At 47.5% G+C, this 22,677-nt stretch carries 24 protein-coding genes; 10 read left to right on the forward strand and 14 right to left on the reverse strand.

All coding sequences use genetic code 11. From position 1 onward, the window contains the following. Nucleotides 1-289: 289 nt before the first annotated feature. The 6 genes from HCG48_RS08785 to HCG48_RS08810 form a co-directional block, all read right to left on the reverse strand. Entirely contained in the window at nt 290-583 is a 294-nt protein-coding gene (locus tag HCG48_RS08785) for a hypothetical protein (protein WP_168568817.1), read from the reverse strand. Further along, nucleotides 543-905 carry a DUF6972 family protein gene (locus HCG48_RS08790; protein ID WP_168568818.1) on the reverse strand — a complete coding sequence of 121 codons (363 nt, stop codon included), beginning with the start codon at nt 903-905 and terminating at the stop codon, nt 543-545. The genes HCG48_RS08785 and HCG48_RS08790 overlap by 41 nt, the downstream gene beginning before the upstream one ends. Before the next feature lie 287 nt (nt 906-1,192). Continuing rightward, entirely contained in the window at nt 1,193-1,711 is a 519-nt protein-coding gene (locus HCG48_RS08795; protein ID WP_168568819.1) for a hypothetical protein, read from the reverse strand. Next, the gene (locus HCG48_RS08800) at nt 1,701-2,831 is read right to left on the reverse strand and encodes an ATP-binding protein (RefSeq protein WP_168568820.1); all 1,131 of its coding nucleotides are present in this window, start codon (nt 2,829-2,831) and stop codon (nt 1,701-1,703) included. Before HCG48_RS08800 ends, HCG48_RS08795 begins: the two co-directional genes overlap by 11 nt. A gap of 239 nt (nt 2,832-3,070) precedes the next feature. Continuing rightward, nucleotides 3,071-3,424: a hypothetical protein gene (locus HCG48_RS08805; RefSeq protein ID WP_168568821.1), complete on the reverse strand. Its 354-nt coding sequence runs from the start codon at nt 3,422-3,424 to the stop codon at nt 3,071-3,073. Nucleotides 3,425-3,434: 10 nt separating this feature from the next. Beyond that, nucleotides 3,435-4,169, reverse strand: a complete 735-nt coding sequence (locus HCG48_RS08810; protein WP_168568822.1) for a hypothetical protein — start codon at nt 4,167-4,169, stop codon at nt 3,435-3,437. A gap of 264 nt (nt 4,170-4,433) precedes the next feature. Between HCG48_RS08810 and HCG48_RS08815 the strand changes: the two genes are divergently transcribed. The 4 genes from HCG48_RS08815 to ftsH all read left to right on the forward strand — a co-directional run bounded on the left by HCG48_RS08815 (nt 4,434) and on the right by ftsH (nt 9,379). Next, a complete protein-coding gene (locus tag HCG48_RS08815; protein ID WP_168568823.1) occupies nt 4,434-5,045 on the forward strand; it encodes a helix-turn-helix domain-containing protein in 612 nt (203 codons plus the stop codon). Nucleotides 5,046-5,105: 60 nt separating this feature from the next. Next, nucleotides 5,106-6,143: an IS630 family transposase gene (locus HCG48_RS08820; protein ID WP_168571816.1), complete on the forward strand. Its 1,038-nt coding sequence runs from the start codon at nt 5,106-5,108 to the stop codon at nt 6,141-6,143. A gap of 353 nt (nt 6,144-6,496) precedes the next feature. Next, the gene (locus HCG48_RS08825; RefSeq protein ID WP_168568824.1) at nt 6,497-6,946 is read left to right on the forward strand and encodes a hypothetical protein; all 450 of its coding nucleotides are present in this window, start codon (nt 6,497-6,499) and stop codon (nt 6,944-6,946) included. A 417-nt stretch (nt 6,947-7,363) separates the two neighbouring features. Next, nucleotides 7,364-9,379 carry an ATP-dependent zinc metalloprotease FtsH gene (ftsH, locus tag HCG48_RS08830; protein WP_168568825.1) on the forward strand — a complete coding sequence of 672 codons (2,016 nt, stop codon included), beginning with the start codon at nt 7,364-7,366 and terminating at the stop codon, nt 9,377-9,379. 122 nt (nt 9,380-9,501) lie between these two features. On the opposite strand, the gene HCG48_RS08835 is transcribed toward ftsH, so the two are convergent. From HCG48_RS08835 to HCG48_RS08865, 7 genes are all read right to left on the reverse strand, one after another. Next, nucleotides 9,502-10,347 (reverse strand): mechanosensitive ion channel family protein, encoded by an 846-nt coding sequence (locus tag HCG48_RS08835; RefSeq protein WP_168568826.1) that lies wholly within the window; start codon nt 10,345-10,347, stop codon nt 9,502-9,504. Nucleotides 10,348-10,506: 159 nt separating this feature from the next. Beyond that, on the reverse strand, nt 10,507-11,706 hold the full coding sequence (locus HCG48_RS08840) for a hypothetical protein (RefSeq protein WP_168568827.1): 1,200 nt from the start codon (nt 11,704-11,706) through the stop codon (nt 10,507-10,509). Between the two features lie 91 nt (nt 11,707-11,797). After that, nucleotides 11,798-12,076 carry a (2Fe-2S) ferredoxin domain-containing protein gene (locus HCG48_RS08845; RefSeq protein ID WP_168568828.1) on the reverse strand — a complete coding sequence of 93 codons (279 nt, stop codon included), beginning with the start codon at nt 12,074-12,076 and terminating at the stop codon, nt 11,798-11,800. A gap of 181 nt (nt 12,077-12,257) precedes the next feature. Further along, nucleotides 12,258-12,893 (reverse strand): Tll0287-like domain-containing protein, encoded by a 636-nt coding sequence (locus tag HCG48_RS08850; RefSeq protein ID WP_168568829.1) that lies wholly within the window; start codon nt 12,891-12,893, stop codon nt 12,258-12,260. Nucleotides 12,894-12,993: 100 nt separating this feature from the next. Further along, nucleotides 12,994-14,574 (reverse strand): efflux RND transporter periplasmic adaptor subunit, encoded by a 1,581-nt coding sequence (locus HCG48_RS08855; RefSeq protein ID WP_168568830.1) that lies wholly within the window; start codon nt 14,572-14,574, stop codon nt 12,994-12,996. Between the two features lie 260 nt (nt 14,575-14,834). Beyond that, nucleotides 14,835-15,149 (reverse strand): ArsR/SmtB family transcription factor, encoded by a 315-nt coding sequence (locus HCG48_RS08860; protein WP_168568831.1) that lies wholly within the window; start codon nt 15,147-15,149, stop codon nt 14,835-14,837. Between the two features lie 162 nt (nt 15,150-15,311). Further along, nucleotides 15,312-16,649: an NAD(P)/FAD-dependent oxidoreductase gene (locus HCG48_RS08865; RefSeq protein WP_168568832.1), complete on the reverse strand. Its 1,338-nt coding sequence runs from the start codon at nt 16,647-16,649 to the stop codon at nt 15,312-15,314. Between the two features lie 371 nt (nt 16,650-17,020). Between HCG48_RS08865 and petC the strand changes: the two genes are divergently transcribed. From petC to HCG48_RS08890, 6 genes are all read left to right on the forward strand, one after another. After that, nucleotides 17,021-17,581 (forward strand): cytochrome b6-f complex iron-sulfur subunit, encoded by a 561-nt coding sequence (gene petC, locus HCG48_RS08870; protein ID WP_210437201.1) that lies wholly within the window; start codon nt 17,021-17,023, stop codon nt 17,579-17,581. Between the two features lie 49 nt (nt 17,582-17,630). Beyond that, nucleotides 17,631-18,017, forward strand: coding sequence for a rhodanese-like domain-containing protein (locus HCG48_RS08875; RefSeq protein ID WP_168568833.1), 387 nt, complete (start codon nt 17,631-17,633; stop codon nt 18,015-18,017). A gap of 179 nt (nt 18,018-18,196) precedes the next feature. Beyond that, complete coding sequence (locus HCG48_RS08880; protein WP_168568834.1) at nt 18,197-18,886, forward strand: class I SAM-dependent methyltransferase; 690 nt, start codon at nt 18,197-18,199, stop codon at nt 18,884-18,886. Between the two features lie 44 nt (nt 18,887-18,930). Next, a complete protein-coding gene (locus tag HCG48_RS08885; protein WP_168568835.1) occupies nt 18,931-19,929 on the forward strand; it encodes an NAD(P)/FAD-dependent oxidoreductase in 999 nt (332 codons plus the stop codon). Continuing rightward, nucleotides 19,899-20,216, forward strand: a complete 318-nt coding sequence (locus HCG48_RS25415; RefSeq protein WP_210437202.1) for a hypothetical protein — start codon at nt 19,899-19,901, stop codon at nt 20,214-20,216. Before HCG48_RS08885 ends, HCG48_RS25415 begins: the two co-directional genes overlap by 31 nt. A 294-nt stretch (nt 20,217-20,510) precedes the next feature. Further along, nucleotides 20,511-21,365 carry an Npun_R2479 family HD domain-containing metalloprotein gene (locus HCG48_RS08890; RefSeq protein WP_168568836.1) on the forward strand — a complete coding sequence of 285 codons (855 nt, stop codon included), beginning with the start codon at nt 20,511-20,513 and terminating at the stop codon, nt 21,363-21,365. A 253-nt stretch (nt 21,366-21,618) separates the two neighbouring features. Here HCG48_RS08890 and HCG48_RS08895 read toward each other — a convergent pair whose 3' ends face one another. Beyond that, nucleotides 21,619-22,662, reverse strand: coding sequence for a WD40 repeat domain-containing protein (locus HCG48_RS08895; protein WP_168568837.1), 1,044 nt, complete (start codon nt 22,660-22,662; stop codon nt 21,619-21,621). Nucleotides 22,663-22,677 lie beyond the last annotated feature (15 nt).

The raw sequence follows: 22,677 nt of genomic DNA on the forward strand, positions 1-22,677 counted from the left end.
ATCTACGGTTAGTAAGGTTGGTAATCTGATGGCGATCGCACGCCAGAAGATAGTGCTTCTCTGTTCGACCGAACACGAAGGATTTTATCCAACTTTCTAACAAGAGTATAAAGCGATCGCCCTTTTATTTCCAAAGGGCGATCGCTTTAAAATAAACAGCCACAAACCGGGTTTCTCTGGAAAATCCCTGTCATCCCACTATTTTCATGATAGAAACCTGGTTTATTGAGCGGGAGCTTGGCAAAGGAGCGATCGCCTTTCAAACAATAGGAAAACGATCCCTTTTCTGTTACTCTGGTTGGCAAAAGCGACCTGTAACTCGCTCGTATTCATCCTCTAGTAGCCACATTTGGCTCTCTTCGTAAGTATCGCTGGTAAAGATAGATTTATAGTTTTGTGCGGGATTTTGAATCGAGAATTTACCCGAGCGTTCTTTCACCAACATCAGAATATAGGGTGGGGAGAGCCAAGGATCGACCCAGATTTCCGCAAACTCCCATTCTGGTTCTGATGCTTGATTAGCGAGCAGATTTGTTATATTTTCAGGGTTTTGTTCTACGCGGTTTGGTGCGAGGGATGACATGATACTTACCTGTGATCTTTTGGATTTTTATTTCCCCATAGTGGAGAGGAATTTGCGAACCATCTAATTTTAGAATATAACCGATTGGCTCGGCAAAAAATAATCCATAGCGTTCGTATTTATCTTCTAAATCCTCTGCTCCGGTTCTCTCTCCCCTTTTCTTAATTTCCTCTGCAACTTGCTCCATTGTTCGGCGATTATTAAATAAATAGACGATCCCTTCTGTTTCCAGTTCCTTTTGTGATTTTTCGGTGGCAGGGAGATGCTTGTTAATCAGACTGGTTCGATTTTCCAGGTAGATTTCTCGCTCGATACCACTCATATTATTTTTTTAACAACCCGTCCAACCATAACATAAAGCGATCGCCCCCATTGGAAAATAGAAGAGAGATCGCCTCTTGTATCAGAAACCGACAGCCAGAAACCGGGTTTCTTTATAAAATCTCTGTCATCCCACCAAAATTGTCATAGAAACCGGGTTTCTTTTCCTTAACCTGCGACCAGAAACCGGGTTTCTTTATAAAATCTCTGTCATCCCACCAAAATTGTCATAGAAACCCGGTTTCTTTTTTCAGGGGTAAACAAAAGAGCGATCGCAATAAATTAACCTCAAAGACCGATTGTAAACCGAAAGCTTTTGGTGTTTCCAATAAATTCGTCTCCACAGTATGTTTTTACTTTTCCCTTATAGCTTCCACGATTGAAATACTTGTTGGGAATATATAAAGTAAAATTTTTGTATGTACTATGTTCATACCGAGGGCGAAAATCATCACTGGTTGATAGTTGATTGTCTTCTGTGCGATAGCCGCGAGTAGTGCTTCTTACCTTTCTGCCATTTTTGTAGTAGAAATAAGCAGCAGCTGTACAACTACGATTTTTCAGGTGAGCCGTTTCAAAGTCCAGAACCATTTTTATATTTTTACCTGATGACCTTCTGACATTGTGGTAAACGTCGAGGTCTGTTATGTTTACTCTCGGCTGGCTTTCCCAAATAAAAAAACCTACAACTAAGAAACCAGCGATCGCCGAAAAAATTAAGCGGCTGGGGTCAAAAAGCTTTGGCTTTTGGTGTTTTCGCAAAGCGTGGAGAATTCTTCGACTAATTTCTTCTTCATCATTTCTCATCAGTATTTTCTTCCTTGGCTATGGCTTCTTTGATTTTTTTCCCGATTTCCTTCTTCTCTTCGGGAGTTAAACTTCTAGATTCATCCTCGGAAGACACATTAATGCGAGCTTTTTTAATCGCTTCAATCGAGTTGATAAAATCGGTTAAGTCAAGCTGATTTTTGCCTTGACGAGCCGCTCTCATGGCCGCATCAATCACGGCATTTTTAATATCCCGACCGCAAACATCATCAACTTTAGCTAATTCTGCTAGGGACACATTTTCGGCTTTTGGCATCTTGTCGGGAAGATGTTTCGCCCATATTTGTTGACGACAGATTTCGTCTGGCATGGGAAAGTTGACATGGCGAACTCTGGTTTCAAAGGCTTTATCATAGTTTTGCACCAGATTAGTGGAAAAAATGACTACGCCGCGAAACCGTTCTAAGCAGATAAGTAACTGACTCCGCATGGAGTTAATCGCTTGTTCCGATCCTTGATTAACGTTTGTGAGTCGCTTGGAAAGTAAGGAGTCAGCTTCATCGATAAACAACAAGGAATTTTCTCGCTCTGCTGCCATGAAAATTGCCTCAACATTTTTCGGCCCTTCTCCATGATACATACTCTCAATTTGAGCGTAACTGGCGACTAAAATAGGTCGGTTAATTTTAGAGGCGATCGCGTGTGCGGCTAAAGTCTTACCCGTTCCCGGTTTACCATGAAAGTTGAGGGCGGTACGAGGAAACGGTTCAATTTGTCGCAAACCCCAGTCATCAAAAACTTTGGATTCTAACTCAATTAAGTCAACCGCCAACAGTAAGTCTTCTTCTACTTCTTTGGTGATAACTAATTGCTCGAAAGTAAATAAAGGTTGGGTGGGTTTGTATTTTTTGGCGCGGTCTTCAGGGGACAGGTCGTAGTTAGATTTGTTTTCGGGAGCATCTTTAGATCCTTCCTCTGATTTTTGACCGTTTTTCTGATTTGCCGATTGAGTTCCTACAGTAATCTGGATATCCTCAAGATTGGTTTCATCCAGTAGCTTATTGACTGCATTAACAAGTCTAGAACGACATACTGCGGCAACCGTTTCGGAAACTTGGACTGGGATACCATCAATAACAAGAGAAGGAGCTTTATTCATATCTATTCAAAGCTAATAAACAATCAGGGTAAACGCATCAAATCAATAAGAGCCATTTTCTAGCCTCTTCTTGCCAAAATTATCAATAGTCTGCCCCTTATTGAGACTGCTGGATCCATATATAGCGTATGACATGTAAGTAAAGCCCTATATATGAAATTGTCCGAATTAGATGCGTTTACCCTGAATAAACAATAAAGCGAGAGTTCCTATTTCGATATTGAGCAATCCAAAAAACTTTAAGAAGTGTAAAGTTTTATTTCTCTTCTACCGTATTCATGATTTCTAAGAAAGTCTAAATCAACATAGGATGATTTAACCACTCTAGCCTCTTTGATTTTGTTCAAACTTGGACTAAATACTCCTTGAATGGTTGTATAACTCTCAGGGTCGTTCATTGCAATTCCAATTTTATCTCCGAGATTTTTAAATGCAGTAAAACCTATATCATTTCCAGTGACTAAATAAGCATGTTTACGAAACCAACTGAAAACTTCATCTAGAGTTAATAGGATCATGGTAACAGTTACATGAACCATCACTGATACCATTGCCCATACAGCAGCCCAAGTCAAAATTGATATAGGATCCATCTTTTCCTCCTTATTCCACAATAATTAAATCTTTGTCACCAAAGCACTCTTGCAATTCTTCGTCTAACTTTCTAGCAACAAACTGGCGACCGTAGGGTTTACCAAGTGAGTCACAAACCAATTCATTGTTTTTGTCCAGAAACATTTGGACGATATGATAGCCTTGGAAATGAGCCTTACGCAGGATCGCGCCTTTCTTAATTCTTGAATTTCGGGGTCGATCGCTCACGAAATATTTTATGGCATCATCATAGGTAATCTCTGGGATAACTTCTGGTAATCTCAGCAGATCGCGCAACAAATCCCCAAATTGACTAAAAACATCCTGTTCAATGCGATCGCCCGGTAAATTTTTCTCTTTTAATTGGACAAACACAAAATCTCGATCGCCGAAAGCATTGCTCAATTTCGGGTCTAAGGTTTTCGCAACTATCTGACGACCGTATGGACTGCCATCTTGACGGCAAACAATCTGGTTATATCGATCTAAAAATATCTGCCCTAACACTTGACCTTCAGCGTGTGGTTGACGGATAATTACTCCATTCTTGACCGCAGAATTTGAGGGGCGATCGCTCTGGAAATAACTAATCACTCGATCGAAAGTCATCATTTCCTGTACTTCCGGCACTGCCAGAATGCGCGGCAACCATTCTTTAAACTGAGCAACTATTCGCCGTTTATCCTCGGGGGTGATTTTCTGATCACCATCAGAGGAGTCTTTAGAAAACCAGCTTACAATCATTGCATAATTCCCCTTATGGTAAAGCTTACATAGCGTTTATAGTTAAGGAACCCTATATGTACGATCGTTTTTTGGCTACATATCTATGATTTTGCCACGCAATTTTTATTTCGTGACCCTAGACGCGGTGGCATTTGGTGGGGAGTTTTTCCAGCTTTTGGCTTCCTGCTTGGTGACAAAAAGTGGTATTTGGTGGCAAAAGTTGTATTTAGTGTGATAAAGTAACGTCAAATCTTAACTACTGGATTACCTTATCTAACACTTATGGAGATTCAGGAAGCGATCGAATGGACGGACGATCGGGTTTTTGCTAAAACAGGAAAGCGTCTCGACTCACTGCAACGCACTATCTTAGAAGGAACTTTAGAGAATCAAAGTTACAAGCAAATCGCCGAGGATTATCACTGCACTAAAGACCATACTAAAAGAGTCGCTGCGGAATTATGGAAGTTATTGTCGGATGTGTTAGGGGAAGAGGTCAAAAAAAGAAATTTTAAATCTACCTTAGAAAGAATAAAATTTTCCAATATTTTAAATTTTAGTGTCAGTGACAGCGCACAAATTACTCACGTTAACTTCTGTCAAGAACATTGCCCTTATCCAAAAGCCAAAAAAGCGACAAAAACCCGATCGCCCATCTCCACCTCCGCTTCTACCAGCACGCAACCAGAACAACGTCACGATTTAACCGAAGCCCCGGAACTGCAACATTTCCAAAATCGCACGGCAGAAATCAACCTGTTGAAACAGTGGAGTATTGACGAAAAAATCCGCGTTGTTAATATTTTTGGATTGCCGGGAATAGGCAAAACAAGCCTAGCTAGAGAACTGGTCGAAAACATTAAAGATAAGTTTGACTATAGCAGTCCTAAATGATTCATGGAAGCTTTTTTTGTTATAATATACACGGAAGATTCTCAATATCAGACAGACCTCATGAATATCATAGACGAGCTAGATAATTTCATTGAAAATACCACAAATACCAAAGAAATGAAGAGAGCATTGGCAGCCAAAATGAAATTATCTGGTCAACCCTCTAAGAAAATTGAAGAAATATTAAATGTTTCTTCGAGCTTCGTTAGTCAATGGAAAAATAAAGCAATTTTTGAGGGTGTTGAGAGTTTGAATCTTCAATACAAAGGAAGTAAAGGCTATCTAAAACCGGAAGAAAAAACACAAATCACTTCATGGATAAGACAACAAGAGTATTTGAGATTGTCTGACTTAAAACGATATTTGCAGCAAGAATACAACGTGATTTATTCTTCAAATCAAAGTTATTATGACTTGCTGAAAGCGGCTGGCATGAGCTGGAAAAAGTCGCAAAAAAAGAATCCAGCCAAAGATGAAAAGCTAGTCAAAAAAAAAGAAGAAGAAATTCAAAAGAAGCTTAAGGACTGGGAAGAGGATATCAAAGCTGGAAAGCTTGCTGTGTTTATGATTGATGAATGTCATCTTCTTTGGGGAGACGTCTTGGGTTTTGTTTGGGGAAGAAAAGATATAAGAGTCGAAATTCCCATTAAAAACCAAAAAAGTCGCCAAAGTTATTATGGCGCTTTAGATTACCAAACTCATGAATTTATTCTTCAAGAATACCCGAAAGCCGATACCGACAATACCATTCAGTTTATACAATACTTACGAGAACAAAGACCGGGACAAAAATTAGCCATTTTTTGGGATGGTGCCAGGTATCACGACTCTCAACAATTTCGAGATTTTTTAAAAGAGCTAAATGAAGGCTTAGAAGAAGATGAATGGTTGATTACTTGTACGAAGTTTGCTCCGAATGCTCCCGAGCAAAATCCAGTTGAAGATATTTGGCTGCAAACTAAAAATTTCTTGAGAACATTTTATTTTTTATGTGATTCATTTAAAAGAGTTAAAGAGCTATTCAAGATATTTGCTGATGGCCAAGTTTTTGATTTCCCTAAGCTATATTCTTATGGATTTTTGCCACAAATGACTTAGGATTGCTATATATTGTCTGGCGCAACTGCAACAACAGTTTTGCCCTGAATTCTCTAAAAATAAACTTAATCCAGTTTTTTTCTCAAAATCAAGAAACTAAATCATCATCCCTCATCGACTATTTACGTTTAAATCGCTGCCTGATTATTCTCGACGATTTCCAAGAACTGTTTGCTTCTGGGGAATTGGCAGGCACTTATCTGCCAGACAACGCAAGTTATGGAAAATTCTTAAAAGAAATTGGGCGATAGCCTCATAACAGTTGCTTTCTCTTACTGAGTTGGGAAAAGCTCAAAGAAATTGCTACTTTAGAAGGAGAAAATCGCCATTGCCGGAGCTTACAACTGGGCGGGTTGTCAGAAGATGCAGCAGAAATATTAAGCAATAAAGGATTGAAAGATGAAGAGAAATGGGGAGAATTGATCCGACTCTATGGGGGCAACCCGTCCTGGTTGAATATTCTTGCGACTACCATCGAAGACTTATTTAATGGCAGCGTCGATCGCTTCTTATCCTATCCCAGTTTATGCTTAGGAGACTTAGACCCGATATTACAAGAATATTATCAACGGTTATCCGCATCTGAAAAAATAGTCATTCAATGGTTAGCCAACCAAGAAGCCGCCGATATTTTCCAGAAACCCGTAGGGGCGATTCGCGAATCGCCCCTACGGGATGCGGATTTTTTGACTGCGATCCAGTCTTTACGAAAACGGGGTTTAATCGAAAAAGTCTGCGACGATCGTGGGGAGTTGCTGTTGGCGGTTCCAGCTTTATTTAAAGAGTATGTGAAACATCAATAGGTTAATAAATTTGTCTGCGATCTACCCAGAAACTGAGTTTTTAGCGCCCCCACACGCAGGTGGCTTCAATTGAATCCCCCCATCACTGGGAGAGAGTCCAACCGCACGATCGCGGCCAGACGAACGAGTACATTCTATATCTACCTCTCAATCTCCCATCTAAAATTCGTCAATTGTCCTCACACAAGTCTATGCGCCGACAGCCGATCGCCCGTCGTGTCCCCATCGAGAAAGCGGGTCAACGATCCCGAGAAGCCATTCAAAGCGATGCAAGAGAGACCACAGCCGAGCAAAAGCCAGTTTGGGTCTACGGCGTTACACTATAGGGTGAAGACGTTCTATTCAAGGACTGCCAGAGGTTCGAGCCAGAAAGCACTGAGCGATCGCTCCGAGGCAGCAGCTCAAAGGCAATCGACTATGAAAGGTGTTTGGAAACAATGGATCGAGTGGGAAATGCTCAAAGCCGATAAACGTGGGGTGCGCGATCGAGGTCGTTCGAGACTCAACACTACAGGGAGTCCCCCGAAAGAGAAATCGCGGGGTCGGGCGCGATCGCCCCTGACCCTTGAATTCGCCCGACGCATGTTAACCGTCGTCGCCTCCGTCGCGATCGCCCAAGGCGCCTTATTTGGGGGGGCGGCGATCGCCCAAAATAAAAGCGAAAACCTCAGTTACAGCCAACTTTTAGAAAAAATTGAAGCCAACGAAGTCGAAAGCGTGGCGATCGATCCCGAACAACGGATCGCCACTGTCGAACTCAAAGGCGTCAAAGGTGAAAAACAAGTTCTTCTGTTCGATCGCTACCCGGAATTATTTCAAAAAATCCACCAACAAAACCGTCAGGGCGGCGAAATCATCGCCTTCGACGTCCAACCGTCCGCCGATCGCACGATGGCTTTCAGTATCGTCGCCCATTTACTCCTCATCCTGCTCCTGATCGGCGGTTTGATGACCATTTTGCGGCGATCGTCCCAAGCGGGAAATCAAGCGATGAACTTTGGCAAATCCCGGGCCCGCTTTCAAATGGAAGCCAAAACCGGAGTCCTCTTCGACGACGTCGCCGGAATCGAAGAAGCTAAAGAAGAACTGCAAGAAGTCGTCAGCTTCCTCAAAAAACCCGAACGCTTTACCGCCGTCGGCGCCAAAATTCCCAAAGGCGTCTTGCTCATCGGTCCGCCGGGAACCGGGAAAACCTTACTCGCCAAAGCCATTTCTGGAGAAGCCGGAGTCCCCTTTTTCAGCATCTCCGGTTCCGAATTCGTGGAAATGTTCGTCGGCGTCGGCGCCTCCCGCGTCCGGGATTTATTTAAAAAAGCCAAAGAAAATGCCCCGTGTATCGTCTTTATCGACGAAATCGATGCGGTCGGTCGCCAACGGGGCGCTGGAATTGGCGGCGGAAACGACGAACGGGAACAAACCCTCAACCAATTACTTACGGAAATGGACGGGTTCGAAGGCAATACCGGAATTATTATTATCGCCGCGACCAACCGCCCGGATGTTCTCGATCGCGCCTTACTGCGTCCCGGACGTTTCGATCGCCAGGTGACCGTCGATTTACCCAGTTATAACGGGCGCTTGGGTATTCTCAAAGTTCACGCGCGCAATAAAAAGCTCGCCTCCGACGTTTCGATCGAACGGATCGCCCGTCGGACCCCCGGGTTCTCCGGCGCCGATTTGGCGAACTTGCTCAACGAGGCGGCAATTTTAACGGCGCGACGCCATAAAGAGGCGATCGGCGAGTTGGAAATTGAAGACGCCATCGATCGCGTCACCGTCGGTTTGCGCCTGACTCCCTTACTCGACAGCAAGAAAAAACGCCTGATCGCTTATCACGAAGTCGGTCACGCCTTGCTGATGACCTTGCTCGAACATTCCGACCCCTTAAACAAAGTGACGATCATTCCTCGTTCCGGCGGGGTCGGCGGTTTCGCCCAACAACGGTTTGACGAAGAAATGATCGATAGCGGCTTGTATACCCGCGCCTGGTTGATGGATCGGATTACAATTACCCTCGGCGGGAGGGCGTCGGAAGATGTGGTCTTCGGCGATTCGGAAGTGACCATCGGCGCCAGTAATGACCTGCGGGTGGTCAGCGAGTTGGCGCGGGAAATGGTCACCCGCTACGGAATGTCCGATCTCGGTCCGGTGGCGTTGGAAAATGAGAATAACGAAGTCTTTTTAGGTCGCGATTTCATGTCGAAATCGGAATGTTCGGAAGAATTAGCGACCAAAATTGACCGCCAAGTCCGCGCGATCGCCGTCCATTGCTATGAAAAAGCCCGTCACATTCTCGATCGACATCGCGAGTTGATGGATCGCTTGGTCGATTTACTCATCGATGAAGAAACTATCGAAGGCGATCGCTTCCGCGAAATTGTCGCCCAATACACGGAATTACCGGAAAAACAACTCGTCGGCGACCTTAAATGATAACTAAAAGATAACTCGATCGGTCACCGAACGAATGAAGACGACGGGCGTAATTGACGTCCGTCGTCTTAACTTTTTTTCCGCTATGTTGATTTGCAAGTTGATTTCAGGTCATTTTCTCCTTACGGGCGATCGCTCCAATCACTCCAAACCGATGGATACTCGACCCCATATTTAGCAAACGTTTGTTTCGCCCGTTCGATCAGATCCGTTTGATAGATAAACTCATCTCTAGCATCCATCGGATAAGATTTGACCTGAAAATGACTTCCCCAGGGCTTTTCTGACAAAATCACGACAATCGGTAATTTTAATTGCGTGTATTTGCTCGTATAAGCGGCTTGATAGAGGATTTTCATCACCAATTCTACGTCAACCTCATGCGCTAAGTAAAAATGGGTGACCGCTTGCGCTTCTAACTCCCCCGCATTCGCATTAGAAATCGGATCGGTCCAGATTTTATTGTGGGGAATTGTCACTAAATTATCATCAGGGGTTTTTAAACGAACCCCACGCAATCCATAACTGACAATTTCACCATAATGCTCGCCAATAGCCACGCGATCGCCTACCCGGTACGGCCCTTCAAATAAGGCAATAAATCCAGCAATTAAAGAACTGGCATAATCTTTAAATGCAAAACCTAACGCTACTGCAGTCGTTCCCGTCAACGCTAATAAATTATTCGCCGACAAGCGGACAAATAAACGAACCAGGGTTAAAACTGCTATTAAAATAATCACCGCACGGCAAAAGGGTAAGGACTGCTTGACCCCCAAACGAAAGCGACTCGGGACTTTTTCCGAAACCCAAGCAATCAGTTTTTCATTCGCCCACAATATGCCGTAAGTCGCGGCGACAACGACGACGGCGATCGTGATTTTATAAAGCGTGATTTCGGTGAGGGATTCGAGTCCCGTTGCTTGATTTGAATTGCCGTTACTTTGGAGTAAAAATAGGGTTTTCATTGGAAATATCTATAAAGCCAAAAGGCAAAAGGGAAGAATGAAGATAAATATTACGGGAAAAGAAAACAATATTTTCTAGAATTGGGAATTATTTTTAAAGGGTATATCTGATTTTTACCCGATCGCAACAATTCACTTTGAAGATCGAATCGACTAAAATTAAATGTTATCCTTACCGACTAAAAAGTTATTGCTATCCAAAAGATCTCGTAATTTTGGATAATAGGCGGGATTGACCCAAAGAAAATCTTTTTTCCGTTCGATCGCATCCGCCAACCACAAAAAATGCACTCTCGCTTGCACGGTTGTTTCACTTTCTCCTAAACTTAAGGCTAAATGAGATAAACTCATGCCTCCGTGAAGTAATAAAGAATACAGCAAGTAGCGATCTTCCGGGAGTAAACTCGGTAAATCGGGAAGTTTGGGTATTTTAGGAATAATTTTTATCGTTTTGAGCGATGATTCTGCGATCGCTTCCGATTTTTCTTCCTCGTCTTCCGACGGTTGCGGACAAACGAGCGATCGCCACCATACATCGCCAGCTACACTGGGAATTCCTGAGGAAAGATGAGCCAAGTAGCTAAAATATTGCTGCCAAAATTTATCGATTTTTTCTTCGTCAAATTCTTCAGAAAATTCAAAGTTTAGGGAATTTAAAATCGGATCGAGCCAAGTTTTTAATTCTTCGGCATTTAAGCCGGGTAAAGAGAGGCGATCGCCTAAATATGCACTCAGTTTAGAAACATAATCAAAATATTGCCAAGACCACCGATTGCACCCGATCAACCAAAATCGAGAAGAATCGGTAAAAATCATTTCCCGGAGTAATTCGATCGCTTCTAATCCTTCAATACACCGCAAAAAACACCATTCTAATTGCGGGACAATCACCAAGCTTTGCCGTTTCTCTAAAATATCGGTCGATCCCTCGTCGGAAAAACCGATCTGAGTCTCGCCGATCGCCTGTTTTAACTGCACGCTTAAACTCGCATAATCGGAGGGTCTTCTTTCCCAATCCAGCGATCGCTCGTGGATCCACTGACGCTCGATTTGGGTGGCAAGAGTTTCGCAAAAAAGCAGGGGAAGGCGATCCGTGGGGCTGCCGAGAACCACTAGGCTATTCGGGGCTTCGGGATCGCTGCGCCAATTTTCAAAAGCTTTGCTAAATGAATCTTTTAACGCTTTTTGATGGGCGATCGCCGTCGGCAGTTCTTCACTTTTGCGCTGGAGTTGCCGGGTAATATCGACGGGTAAATTTTGCGTTGGCTTGCCCGATCCATTGCCTTCGGGATTCGTTAACCAGTCTTGCGATTTTGCCTGTGTATTGCGATACCAAAATTTAATGGTTTCCAGTACCAAAACCCTCTCCCTCCCTGAAGCGATCGCCCCTGATTTAAAGTTTCAATTGATGTTAAAATAAATAATTAAATTCGATGTAACTTGAAAGATTTTAACCATGATGAACTTTAGGATATAACATCCCTTTAACAGGTTGACCGCCGCGAAGATGTCGCTCGATAATAGTCGGGACTTCATCGGGATGCACTCGCCAATACCAAATCCCATCGGGTTCGACGAGAACCATCGGACCGTTACCACAATGTCCGGTACAACCGCATGTTTTAACGGTGACTCCTTCTACCGGATCTCGTTGAAAAGCGGCAAGGACGCGATCGCTTCCGTACTGGCGACAACAGCGATTTTGGCAAACGAATACTTGTTTTTTCATCGGAGTAAGCTCATGGGGAATTTTAGATTTTAGATTTTAGATTTTAGATGGTTAAATTATAAAACTTATCCGGCGATCGAGCGGATACACCGGATGAAGTGTTAGGGGATTAAACCACAAAAGGCAGCCATTCGGGCCGCCTTTTGGATTAATTTAAGCTAAAATTAACGATCGCCGTTCCCTATTGAGGGGCGATCGCCGCGTCGATGGCTTCGCGCACGTCGGGAATAAAGACCGAGTACATCCCGCGTAAATCGCCAGGGTTGAAATTATAGGCTAAATCGTTGGGATAGTTGTCTTTGACAAATTGGGGGCGATCGTTTTTAGCGCCGTGACAGGCTAAACAACTCGCTTCTACATTAATCCGGCGATAATAACGGGTTCCTTCGCGACCGTCGATCGTTTCGCGATCCCAGAAACCGACTAAATCGGAATCGAGGTCGAATTTATTGAGGGCGACTTCGGCTTTCATTCCGTCGGGTGCGTGAGCGGGATTGCGATATTTTTTGGCAATTTGTTTGACTTGCCAGTTGTTTTCTTTAGCTAATTCTTTCGCTCGCATCCCGACGGGTTTGCAAACTTCTTTCATCGTTTGCATCGTCGGTTCGGTGTTGGGGTCGATGGTCGCCGCCAACTCCGATCGCATCGAGTCGAGATATTCGATTTCGCGAACGGCTTTGGCTAACTCCTGGGGATTGGTTTGCGCGTTGGCGCTTTGAGGATGCCAACCGAGGAGAAAAAGAGCCAAACACAGACCGATAAATAGTTTGGAAAGTTTGGAAAAATTGGAAAGTTTGGAAAAATTAGAATGCCACATAATAAAGGTTTTTGAACTTTGCTTGAACTTTGCTACAAAATCACGGTCAATGGGGTAGCAATTTTTTAGCAAATTGCCACCCCATTGACAGCGATCCTCACTACGAGTTGGTGACGGTCACGGTCGTGCCATCTTTCAAGTCGGCGGAGGGTTGGAGGATGACGCGATCGCCGCGTTCCAAACCGGAAAACACTTCGACCCGATCGCCCGTTTCGCTACCCGTGGCGATCGCCTGGAAGCGGGCGCGATCGTCAACCACTTTATACACCCCCGTAATCCCCATGCGTTCGACGATCGCCGTTTTGGGAACGCTTAAGGCGCTCCAGTACGCCCCTTGCTCGCCGACGGAAGGTTTCGCACTCAGGCGGATACGTCCGAACATTCCGGGAATCAAATCCGGCTCGTACTCCAGGGCAATTTTGACGGTAAAGTTGTGAGCGGTCGGGTCGGCGGAGGGGATAATCTGGGTGACTTGTCCGCTTACGACGCGATCGATCGCGTCGAACTCGACCTCGAAATCGTCTCCCTGGCGCACTTGTTTGACGAAGGATTCGGGGATGGCGGCGCTAAAGCGCAATTTTTCCGTACTTTCGAGGGTGACTAACGGTTGTCCCGGCCCCGCCATGGCGCCGACTTCGGTATGTTTGCGGGTGACGACGCCATCGAAGGGCGCCTTGACCGTACCGTAATCTAAATTGGCGATCGTCTGTTCTTGGCTGGCTTGGGCTTGTTCGACTCCGGCGCGGGCTTGGGCGATGCTGGCTTCGGCTTGGTCTACGGCCCCTTGAGCTTGTTCGATCGCCGCGTCCGCTTGGCTCACTTGAGACCGAGCCCGTTCGACTCCCGCCTCAGCTTGGGCGATCGCCGCTTCCGCTTGTTCGATTCCCGCTTCGGTTTGGGCGACCGCGCGGTCGGCTTGGTCGATTCCCGCTTCAATTTGCCCGATGCGCGCTTCGATGACGCTGACGCGGGTATTGGCAGTGTCGAGTTGGGACTCGCTGATCGCGCCTTGGGAATATAACAAGCTCATGCGCTGTTGATGTAATTTGGCGTCGGCGAGTTCGGCTTCGGCTTCGCTCAGTTGCGCTTCGGCTTCGCGTTTGGCGGCGATCGCCCGTTCTCGTTCGGCTTGCGCTTGCCGCTTTTGCGCTTGCGCCTGGTTGCGATTGGCGATCGCTTGATTGAATTGGGCTTCGGCTTGCGATCGCGCGGCGACGGCTTGATTTTTTCCGGCGATCGCCTGGATTTGCGCCGATCGCGCCACGGTCACGGAGGCTTGAGCTTGGGCGATCGCGGCGGTGGCCCGATTGCTTTCAGCTTGGATATCTTTGGCGTCGATCTCGACCAAAATATCTCCCTGGCTCACGCGATCGCCTTCTTCTACGGATAAGCGTTGAATCTGCCCCATCACCCGACTGGTCACGGTTACGGTGTCGATCGCTTCCGTGCTGCCGATGGCGCTGCGATCGGCTTGGGTCGTTTGTTCGATCGCCGGGGCGACCCGGACGGCGATCGCTTCCGGGGTCGTCGCCACGGCGGCTGATTCGACGGGTTCCCGTTGGACTGTATTCGCCAACCACCAGCCTGCTGCCGAGGAACTGGCGACAATCACGACAAGTCCGCCGAGGAGTAACGGTAAAGATTTGGGGGGGTGCCAGTGGCGATCGTCTAAACTCTGCATGGGGTCCTCCTGGTGACGGTTGCTTGCTCGATGAGGGGCGAAAGTGAGAAAAATTGGTCGATGGGCTTCGATCTCGGACGGCGGCGGGGGAATCTCGGGGAGAGGGGGCGATCGCCCGCGATTGTTCTCTTCTTGGTTGACGGAATCGGTTCGATTTTTTTAACAAAAATCTGTAAAAATTTACGAAATTGTAACCGATTCTTTCGAGGCAATTTTCTAGAAAAGGAAGGGGCGATCGCCTAGATAAAATCCAGAATTAATTAAGAATGTGCCAGGATTTTTCGATCTTGTAAAAGATGACGGGCGCTGACACACAAACCGAGTAAATCTGGGTCGATCACCCGATAGTAACGACAAACACCGACGCGCTTGCACGCTACAATTTTAGCATCTTTTAAGAGGCGTAAATGTTTGGAAACGTTGGCTTGGTTCAAGCCCGTGCGATCGCAGATTTCTTGAACGTTCCGTTCTCCCCCACAGATCGAGGATAAAATTTGCAAGCGCGCGGGTTCTCCCAAAATTTTGAATCGGTTAGCCAGAGATTCGAGTTCGTCTGGACTGAGGTTCATTTCCATAGAGAAATTCCTGAAATTGACTGCTGAATTCAATGCGTTTGAATCGGATCGCTGGGCGAGTCAAGTTCGCGCGATCGCAACGGACGAGATGACCTCTGATGGGGAGACCAAACGGATAATTTATAGATTCATTCTCTGACGACCTCCGTTTCCGAGTTAAACTTACGTTTCTACTTTCGATCCCCCGACTCCGGCGAGCGATCGCCCCTGTTCGACTGCGATCTCCTCGTCGGGATCGAGGGGTTCGACGAGGGACAGGCCCAAGGTTCGCAGTCCCAAGCGCTCGAACCACGGCACTGCCATTCCCCAGCGCATTTTGGCGAGGAAAAACGTCTCGAACGCGAGTTTGCTCCAGCTCACCCAGCGCCCCTGTTTGACCACGGCCCGACGGCGTTTTCCGGTTTTGCGATCGGGCAGAACCGGATCGGCAATGAAAATTAAGCCCGTATCGCCAAAGTCGGCCATGCAAATCGCTTCTAAGGTCGGTTTGACGGGTTTGCCGCCCATGACACCGAGTTCGAGGGCGATATTGTGAGCCGCCGCCATTCCCATCGCTTCGGTCATTTGTCCGGTTTTGGGAACGCCCAAGGGCAGGGGGGTGACTTCCGGCGGGGCGATCGCCACTGCAATCCCGGCGGCATAGACCGAGGGAAAATCCCGGTGGCGCCCGGTGGGTAACACGGGAATAAAGCCGTTTTCATCGCCGAGTCCGGGGGTCGATCGCACGAAGCGAGGGCCGCGAAATGGGGGCAAGAGCATTGAATAGGCAAAGGGAACCGACTCGCCGTTACTCAAGCAGACGCGATCGCGCTCGATCGAAGTAATTGCGGTATTCTCCATCAACGTCACCTCGCGTTTTTTCATCAAGGCGGTGACCATTTCTGAGGAGTTCGCCATCCCCCCAATCCCGAGATGTCCCGCATAGGGTTCCGGGGTGATGAAGGTAATCGGAACGCGATCGCGCAAGCCGTACTTCCTCAAGATAAAATCGGCTAATAACGCAAATTCATACGCCGGACCCATGCAACTGGCTCCCGGTACGGCGCCGACCACTAACGGTCCGGGATTTTTTAAAAACGCTTTCCAAGCGTCGCGAGCGATTAAGGCGTGTTGCGGGTTGCACACGGACTGTGTATAACCGCCGTGCGGTCCCAAGCCACTGACGGCATCGACGGCTAATTCGGCTCCGGTGGCTACGATCAGATAGTCGTAAGCGATCGCGCGATCGCTGACGTGCAGTTGTTGCCCTTCGAGATCGATCGCCTCGACGCGGTCGTGAATCCATTCGATCCCCTGACGTCCCAAGGCGGTTGCCAGGTCTACTTGCACCCGTTCTAGGGGCATTAAATCCATTCCCACCCACGGTAAGGAGGGAATAAAGGTGAATTGCGCGCGATCGGAAATTAACGTGACTCGATGCTTTTTCCCGAGGAGATGTCGCAACTCATAGGCTGTCGGCAATCCCCCAATTCCGCCCCCGATGACCACGATTTGTGCCATTTGTTTTTTTATCCTCCATCCGGTAGACCCGATGCCGATTGCGGCGATCCCGAAGACCGACCTGACGGGCGATCGAATCTTAACGACTATTTATAACTAGATACTTATTTAATCATACTACGGGGGGATTGACAAGACCCGATCGCGATTCCACTGCCAAGCCGTGGGGCAACCGAGACACGAAAGCCGCCACCACGAGCGTCGCCATCCCTGGGGGGCGATCGAGGTTTTTTATTTTTTTAAAGGGTTAAACCCCTTCAAGGACAAGGCTTTGCCCGCATTTACTGCAAAAATTTTTCAAGATCGATCCCATTTTTACTTGACTAATTAACTAAATCACTATTAAGCTATATAGCAAGATGTAAAAATTTATGACAAATCTGGAGGATGCGATCGTGCAAGATAGTTTCAGTTATTCCAACCCTTCAATGTCCCGGCGCAAACTGCTCAACTTTCTGACCGGAGCCGCCGTCGCCGCCAGTGCGGGGGGCGCCCTGTATCCGGCAGCGAAATACTTCGTCCCGCCGAAAGAAAGCGACAGCAGCGACGGCGCCATTCTCGCCAAAGATAAACTCGGTCACGTGATTCCCGCGAGCCAGATTTTAAGCGAACCCGTCGGTACCCGCGCCTTAATCGCCGGACTCGCCGGAGAACCGACCTATTTAACCGTGAAAGCGAACGGTACCCTCGACGATCGCGGCATCGTCAACAACTGCACTCACCTCGGCTGTACCTTCCCGTGGAACGGGAGAGACGAACAATTCCAATGTCCCTGTCACGGATCGCGCTACAGTCCCGACGGTTCCGTAGTACGCGGTCCCGCAGACCGTCCCTTAAAGTTGGTTCGCGTCCGCGTAGAGGATAATCGAATCTGGATTGCTCCCTGGACTGATATCGATCCGAGAACGGGCGCCAAACCTTGGTGGGTGTAACCCTTGCCAGCCCAGCCCTCGACGACATTAATTTAAGTGAGATCGAAACATGACTTTTACTACTTCTAAAGCTCGACAAGCATTTACCGATATCGACCCGCGCGAATTCGTTACCCTCAACGATCCGCCCTTGTTAATCGACGTGCGATCGCAACTGGAATATCAAACCGGACACGTTCCCGGCGCCGTCAATCTCAGCTTACCTCGCTTGTTGCTCGGTTCGATTCCGATGCTGCGATCGCTCGTGTGGCCCGAATGGTTTCGCGACATCGAAAAAGATCGAACCGTCGCCGTCATTTGTTTGAGTGCCCATCGCAGTCCCATTGCTGCCGATTACTTGGCGAAACAAGGCTTCGATCGCGTTTGGAACCTGATCGGCGGTATGTTGGAGTGGAAGCGCTTGGGACTGGAAACCCGAAGCGGCAAACAACCTTAATTTAGGTTAATTTAATCCGTTAATTTAAGTCATGAAATCGATCGCGATCGCGAGTTTGACAGTCATCCTCGAACCCTTGAAACTTGTTCAAATTCTCGATGCAATTGCACCACCGAACTCGTGCCTGTTAAATTCCGCGATCGCCTCCTAACTTTACTCATTTTACTGGAGGATCTGCCATGATCTCCCGTTTAAACGCTCCAGGCAATTGGTACAAACAATTGTTTGCTTGGGGAATGTCAAAAGTCAACCGTGCCGATGAAAGCGCGATCGCCGTGCGCGAATGCGATCGCTACCGATCGATCGGCGAACTCAAACGCGATTTACTCGGCGATTTGTCCGGTACTGTCGTTGAAATTGGTCCCGGTGCGGGAAACAATCTCGGTTATTATAGTTCCGAAATAGATTGGGTGGGAATCGAACCCAATCCCTTCATGCATCCGTATCTCGAACAACAAGCTGGACGAGTCGGTCTGAAACAGGCTCGGGTTCACTTAGGAACGGCGGAAAAACTCCCCTTTGAAGACGGACAAATCGATGCCGTCGTCGGCACTTATGTTTTATGTTCTGTCGAGAACTTGTCCCGAAGTTTACAAGAAATTTTGCGAGTTCTCAAGCCCGGAGGACAATTTATTTTTGTCGAACATATCGCCGGACAATGCGGGACATTAACGCGAACCGTGCAGAACGCGATCGAACCTGCTTGGAAAAAAGCATTTGACGGTTGCAATCCCAATCGGGAAACGGGAAACGCCCTCAAACAAGCTGGCTTTGAAGCCGTTGAAATGTTTGATTTTTCTCTATCGATTCCGATTGTCAGCCCCCATTTAGCCGGAATTGCGCGCAAACATGGCGATCGCCTGTTTTGAAGCACTGATAAAATTCTGTTGTTTTTTTTATTTCACTTAATCCTATGAAACTGACCAAAAAGAACTTGGAAGAACGGCGCGATCGCGTTTACGATGCGATCGTTATTGGCGGCGGTGCGGGCGGACTGTCTGCTGGAATTTACTTGCAACGCTATCGCCTTTCGAGCTTAATTATTGATAAAGGAAAGGCGCGATCGTTTTGGATGCAAGAACTGCACAACTATCTCGGCTTACCTCCAGACACTCCCGGACGAGTTTTACTCAAACGAGGAGAGCAGCATTACGAATCCGTTAACGGGGACATGCTCAACGGCTACGTCGAAGAAGTCGTCGATGAGGGAGAGACATTTGCAGTGCGCGTCAAAGTCGGTCGGCAAAATAGTATTTACCCGACGTTTCGAGCCAAATACATCATCGCGGCGAGTGGAATTATCGATAATTTAGTGCCGTTGGAAGACATGAGAAATGTCTTTGAATATGCGGGTTACAATCTGCACGTTTGCATGGTTTGCGATGGCTATGAAATGGCCGACAAACAGTGTGGATTTTTTGCCGGAAGTGAAGCCAGCATCGAAGAAATGGTGTTTAATTTAAGCTGGTTTACGCCCTATATTACGATTTTCACCCACGGCTTATTTGAAGTGAGCGAACCCCTGCGGCAAGAACTGCGCGAACACGGCTATCGGTTAGTAGAAACGCCGATTAAGCAGTTTCTCGGCGAAAACCATCGGATGACCGGGGTGGAATTGGTCGATGGAACGGAGATTGGGTTAGAAACGGGATTAATTTCGATGGGTTCGACCTATCACAATACTTATTTGAAGAATATCCCGTTGGAGATGAAAGGCGGTTATTTGATAACGGATAAGATGGGACGGACTTCTCACCCGCGTATTTTTGCGATCGGCGATTTGAAGGTGGGATTAAATCAAGTGGTGGTGGCGGCGGGAGATGGCGCCTTGGCGGCGACCCAAATCTGGCGGGAAATTCGGCGCGATCGCGGTCCGCGTCGGTGGGAAGAGAATCTTTCGGCGTCAGTTTGAGGGGATCCGAACGGCGATCGCCCCCGATTGAGGCGCGAGATCTCGCATCCGTGCTGTTTTTTCTCGAAACAGGGGATTGGGGGTGGTCGATCGCCATCGGATCGAGTAGCATGGAACAGAGGACGGGCGATCGCCCCCGGTCGCGATTGGATGTGGGGGATCGGCGTTCTCGAACGGCTCGGGGATCGAGCGGTGGCGGTGATCTGCATCACGACTTCCAGGGGGTGGCGATCGCCTCGAAAAGCTTATTTACATCACGATTTTTAACGAGATCGATCGCCAAATGAGAGCGATTTAGATCGACAAAAACGCATTAAATAATCACAGGTTATTTTCGATCTGCATCACGAATTATAATCCTTAATTCCTCCATACTAATTATAGCGATTGGCAATCGCCAAAAGCAAAATTTAACTTCAATTCTCGATCGAAACGTCTTAAAAAGACCTATCGAATAATTGAAATTAAATTTTCTGGCGATCGCCCGGGCTGCACGATCTCTGTTTCTCTGGACAGGGAAAAATATCGTTGAGCCGCAAAGTTCACCAAACAGTCATCGCGTTGCCAGGAGGAAAGTAGGAATGTTAAATGCGACTGCACTTTTAATTGATTCGTTTGTTCCTAAACTTCAAGACGGTTACCATCGAACCTATGGCGGCTACAAACCGCATTATGCTGACATTCTGGCTTGGGCTGGCGCAATGGCGTTAGAAAACATTGCCAATAGTGACGCGCTTTATCATAACGTCGAACATACAATTTTCGTCACCTTAGTCGGACAAGAAATCTTGCGAGGTAAACATATTCGCGAAGGTGGTGTTTCCTGCGAAGACTGGTTACATTTTATTATTTCCCTACTCTGTCACGATATCGGTTATATCAAAGGGGTCTGTCGCGGCGACGAGATCGGCGATCGTATGTATGCTACGGGTCGCGATGGGATCAGAATTTCCCTACAACCCGGCGCCACCGATGCCAGTTTGACTCCCTATCACGTCGATCGCGGCAAACTCTTTATTCACGAACGTTTCGGCGGACACGGTTTGATCGACGCCGACGCCATTAAAGCCAATATCGAACTGACTCGCTTTCCCGTCCCCAAAGACCGCGACCACCAAGATACCCTCAATTATCCCGGCTTAGTGCGTGCGGCGGATCTGATCGGTCAACTCAGCGACCCGCGTTATTTACAAAAAATTCCCGCTTTATTTTACGAGTTTGAAGAAACCGGACAAAATAAAGTCTTGGGTTACGCCAATCCGGGGGATTTACGCAAGAATTATCCCAAATTTTTCTGGAATGTCGTTTATCGTTACATCGAAGATGCGTTAGGGTATTTGCAATTAACTCAAGAAGGAAAACAAGTTATTGCCAACCTTACGGCGAATGTCTTCCGCGTCGAACACGAAGATTGTAGTACGGTCGTAGCGTCTTAGTTTTAAAGGGATTTATCAGAAAAGTGGGTCTAAGACCTCGCCCTTGACCGGGTCAAAGCCGGGTGGGTATTGCGGTTAAGTTAAAACCAAATCCCTGTAGGGACTCGGCATTGCCGGGTCCCTACTGAAACCCTTGGGAGTGGGAGTATCTTGCTCCCTATTTGGGTTACAAATCATTTAGGACTGTTATAGTGAAAAATTGGTCAATGCACCCTCATATTACTGCCCTATTTTTGCCTAAAATTGGCAAAAATTACGGGGCAATATCCCAAATTTTGATCGTGTTGTCGTTGCTCCCACTGGCGAGACGAGTTCCGTCGCCGTTGATGCCGATCGCGAAGACCGACTTGGTATGTCCGGTGAGATTGAGTAACAGGCGACCATCTCTGACACTCCACAGCTTGATCGTGCGATCGTCGCTGGCGCTGGCGATCGCCTCGCCGTCCGGCGTCACTTCCACGTCATAAACCGGGAAGGCATGACCGCGTATGGTTCGCAACAAGTCCCCAGTTGCTACATCCCAAATTTTTACCGTATTGTCGAAACTGCCCGTGATTAACAGCTCGCCGTCGGGGGTAAATGTGAGAGAACTTACCCAGTCATCGTGAGCGACGATGCTGGCGAGTTGGGTTCCGGTTTCGACATCCCAAAGGCGAACGGTGCGATCGAGGCCGCCACTGGCGAGGATTGCCCCGTCGGGACTGAACGCCAAGGCATTGACGCCGTCGCTATGTCCGGTGAGAATCCGAAGCGGATCCCCGTTGGTCCCGTTCCAGAGGCGAATGGTTTTGTCCCAACTACCTGTAGCGACGATCGCGGTATCCGGGGCGATCGCCACCGCTTTGACTGCTTGTTGGTGACCGATCAGGGTAAAGCGGATTTGACCCGTCGCCGCATCCCACATATTGGCGGTTTTGTCGTCGCTACCACTGAGCAGATATTTACCATCCTGACTCATCACCAGAGCGCGAACGTCATCTAAGTGGGTGGCGGCGGTATATTGTAGGCTGCCGTCGGTACTGCGCCAAAACTTGATTGTATCTTCAATGCTGCCACTAACGACAACTGGGGCGCTGGGACTGTACGCCAGGGCTAATACGGCATAGGTCTCGTCGCCGAAGGTCCGCATCAGGCGATTGCTGACTTCAACGGTAGGGGCGGCTTGAGGCGCGTCCGGTTCTTGGGCGATCGAGGCGGGAACCCAGTCGTTGACAAAGAGTTTGAGGGTGGAAACGGTAGCAACGGCAGCGATCGCGATCGCGCCCGATGCTTTCCAGGAGGATAGCTTTAAAATCATGGGTCGTTGGGTGAG

The sequence above is a fragment of the Oxynema aestuarii AP17 genome (assembly GCF_012295525.1).
Classification (GTDB): domain Bacteria; phylum Cyanobacteriota; class Cyanobacteriia; order Cyanobacteriales; family Laspinemataceae; genus Oxynema; species Oxynema aestuarii.

What these genes read in the sequence shown, in the direction of transcription:
- HCG48_RS08785 (WP_168568817.1), bottom strand. Translation starts at nt 583, where the DNA reads ATGTCATCCCTCGCACCAAACCGCGTAGAACAAAACCCTGAAAATATA.
- HCG48_RS08790 (WP_168568818.1), bottom strand. Translation starts at nt 905, where the DNA reads ATGAGTGGTATCGAGCGAGAAATCTACCTGGAAAATCGAACCAGTCTG.
- HCG48_RS08795 (WP_168568819.1), bottom strand. Translation starts at nt 1,711, where the DNA reads ATGAGAAATGATGAAGAAGAAATTAGTCGAAGAATTCTCCACGCTTTG.
- HCG48_RS08800 (WP_168568820.1), bottom strand. Translation starts at nt 2,831, where the DNA reads ATGAATAAAGCTCCTTCTCTTGTTATTGATGGTATCCCAGTCCAAGTT.
- HCG48_RS08805 (WP_168568821.1), bottom strand. Translation starts at nt 3,424, where the DNA reads ATGGATCCTATATCAATTTTGACTTGGGCTGCTGTATGGGCAATGGTA.
- HCG48_RS08810 (WP_168568822.1), bottom strand. Translation starts at nt 4,169, where the DNA reads ATGATTGTAAGCTGGTTTTCTAAAGACTCCTCTGATGGTGATCAGAAA.
- HCG48_RS08815 (WP_168568823.1), top strand. Translation starts at nt 4,434, where the DNA reads ATGGAGATTCAGGAAGCGATCGAATGGACGGACGATCGGGTTTTTGCT.
- HCG48_RS08820 (WP_168571816.1), top strand. Translation starts at nt 5,106, where the DNA reads ATGAATATCATAGACGAGCTAGATAATTTCATTGAAAATACCACAAAT.
- ftsH (WP_168568825.1), top strand. Translation starts at nt 7,364, where the DNA reads ATGAAAGGTGTTTGGAAACAATGGATCGAGTGGGAAATGCTCAAAGCC.
- HCG48_RS08835 (WP_168568826.1), bottom strand. Translation starts at nt 10,347, where the DNA reads ATGAAAACCCTATTTTTACTCCAAAGTAACGGCAATTCAAATCAAGCA.
- HCG48_RS08845 (WP_168568828.1), bottom strand. Translation starts at nt 12,076, where the DNA reads ATGAAAAAACAAGTATTCGTTTGCCAAAATCGCTGTTGTCGCCAGTAC.
- HCG48_RS08850 (WP_168568829.1), bottom strand. Translation starts at nt 12,893, where the DNA reads ATGTGGCATTCTAATTTTTCCAAACTTTCCAATTTTTCCAAACTTTCC.
- HCG48_RS08855 (WP_168568830.1), bottom strand. Translation starts at nt 14,574, where the DNA reads ATGCAGAGTTTAGACGATCGCCACTGGCACCCCCCCAAATCTTTACCG.
- HCG48_RS08860 (WP_168568831.1), bottom strand. Translation starts at nt 15,149, where the DNA reads ATGGAAATGAACCTCAGTCCAGACGAACTCGAATCTCTGGCTAACCGA.
- HCG48_RS08865 (WP_168568832.1), bottom strand. Translation starts at nt 16,649, where the DNA reads ATGGCACAAATCGTGGTCATCGGGGGCGGAATTGGGGGATTGCCGACA.
- petC (WP_210437201.1), top strand. Translation starts at nt 17,021, where the DNA reads ATGACAAATCTGGAGGATGCGATCGTGCAAGATAGTTTCAGTTATTCC.
- HCG48_RS08875 (WP_168568833.1), top strand. Translation starts at nt 17,631, where the DNA reads ATGACTTTTACTACTTCTAAAGCTCGACAAGCATTTACCGATATCGAC.
- HCG48_RS08880 (WP_168568834.1), top strand. Translation starts at nt 18,197, where the DNA reads ATGATCTCCCGTTTAAACGCTCCAGGCAATTGGTACAAACAATTGTTT.
- HCG48_RS08885 (WP_168568835.1), top strand. Translation starts at nt 18,931, where the DNA reads ATGAAACTGACCAAAAAGAACTTGGAAGAACGGCGCGATCGCGTTTAC.
- HCG48_RS08890 (WP_168568836.1), top strand. Translation starts at nt 20,511, where the DNA reads ATGTTAAATGCGACTGCACTTTTAATTGATTCGTTTGTTCCTAAACTT.
- HCG48_RS08895 (WP_168568837.1), bottom strand. Translation starts at nt 22,662, where the DNA reads ATGATTTTAAAGCTATCCTCCTGGAAAGCATCGGGCGCGATCGCGATC.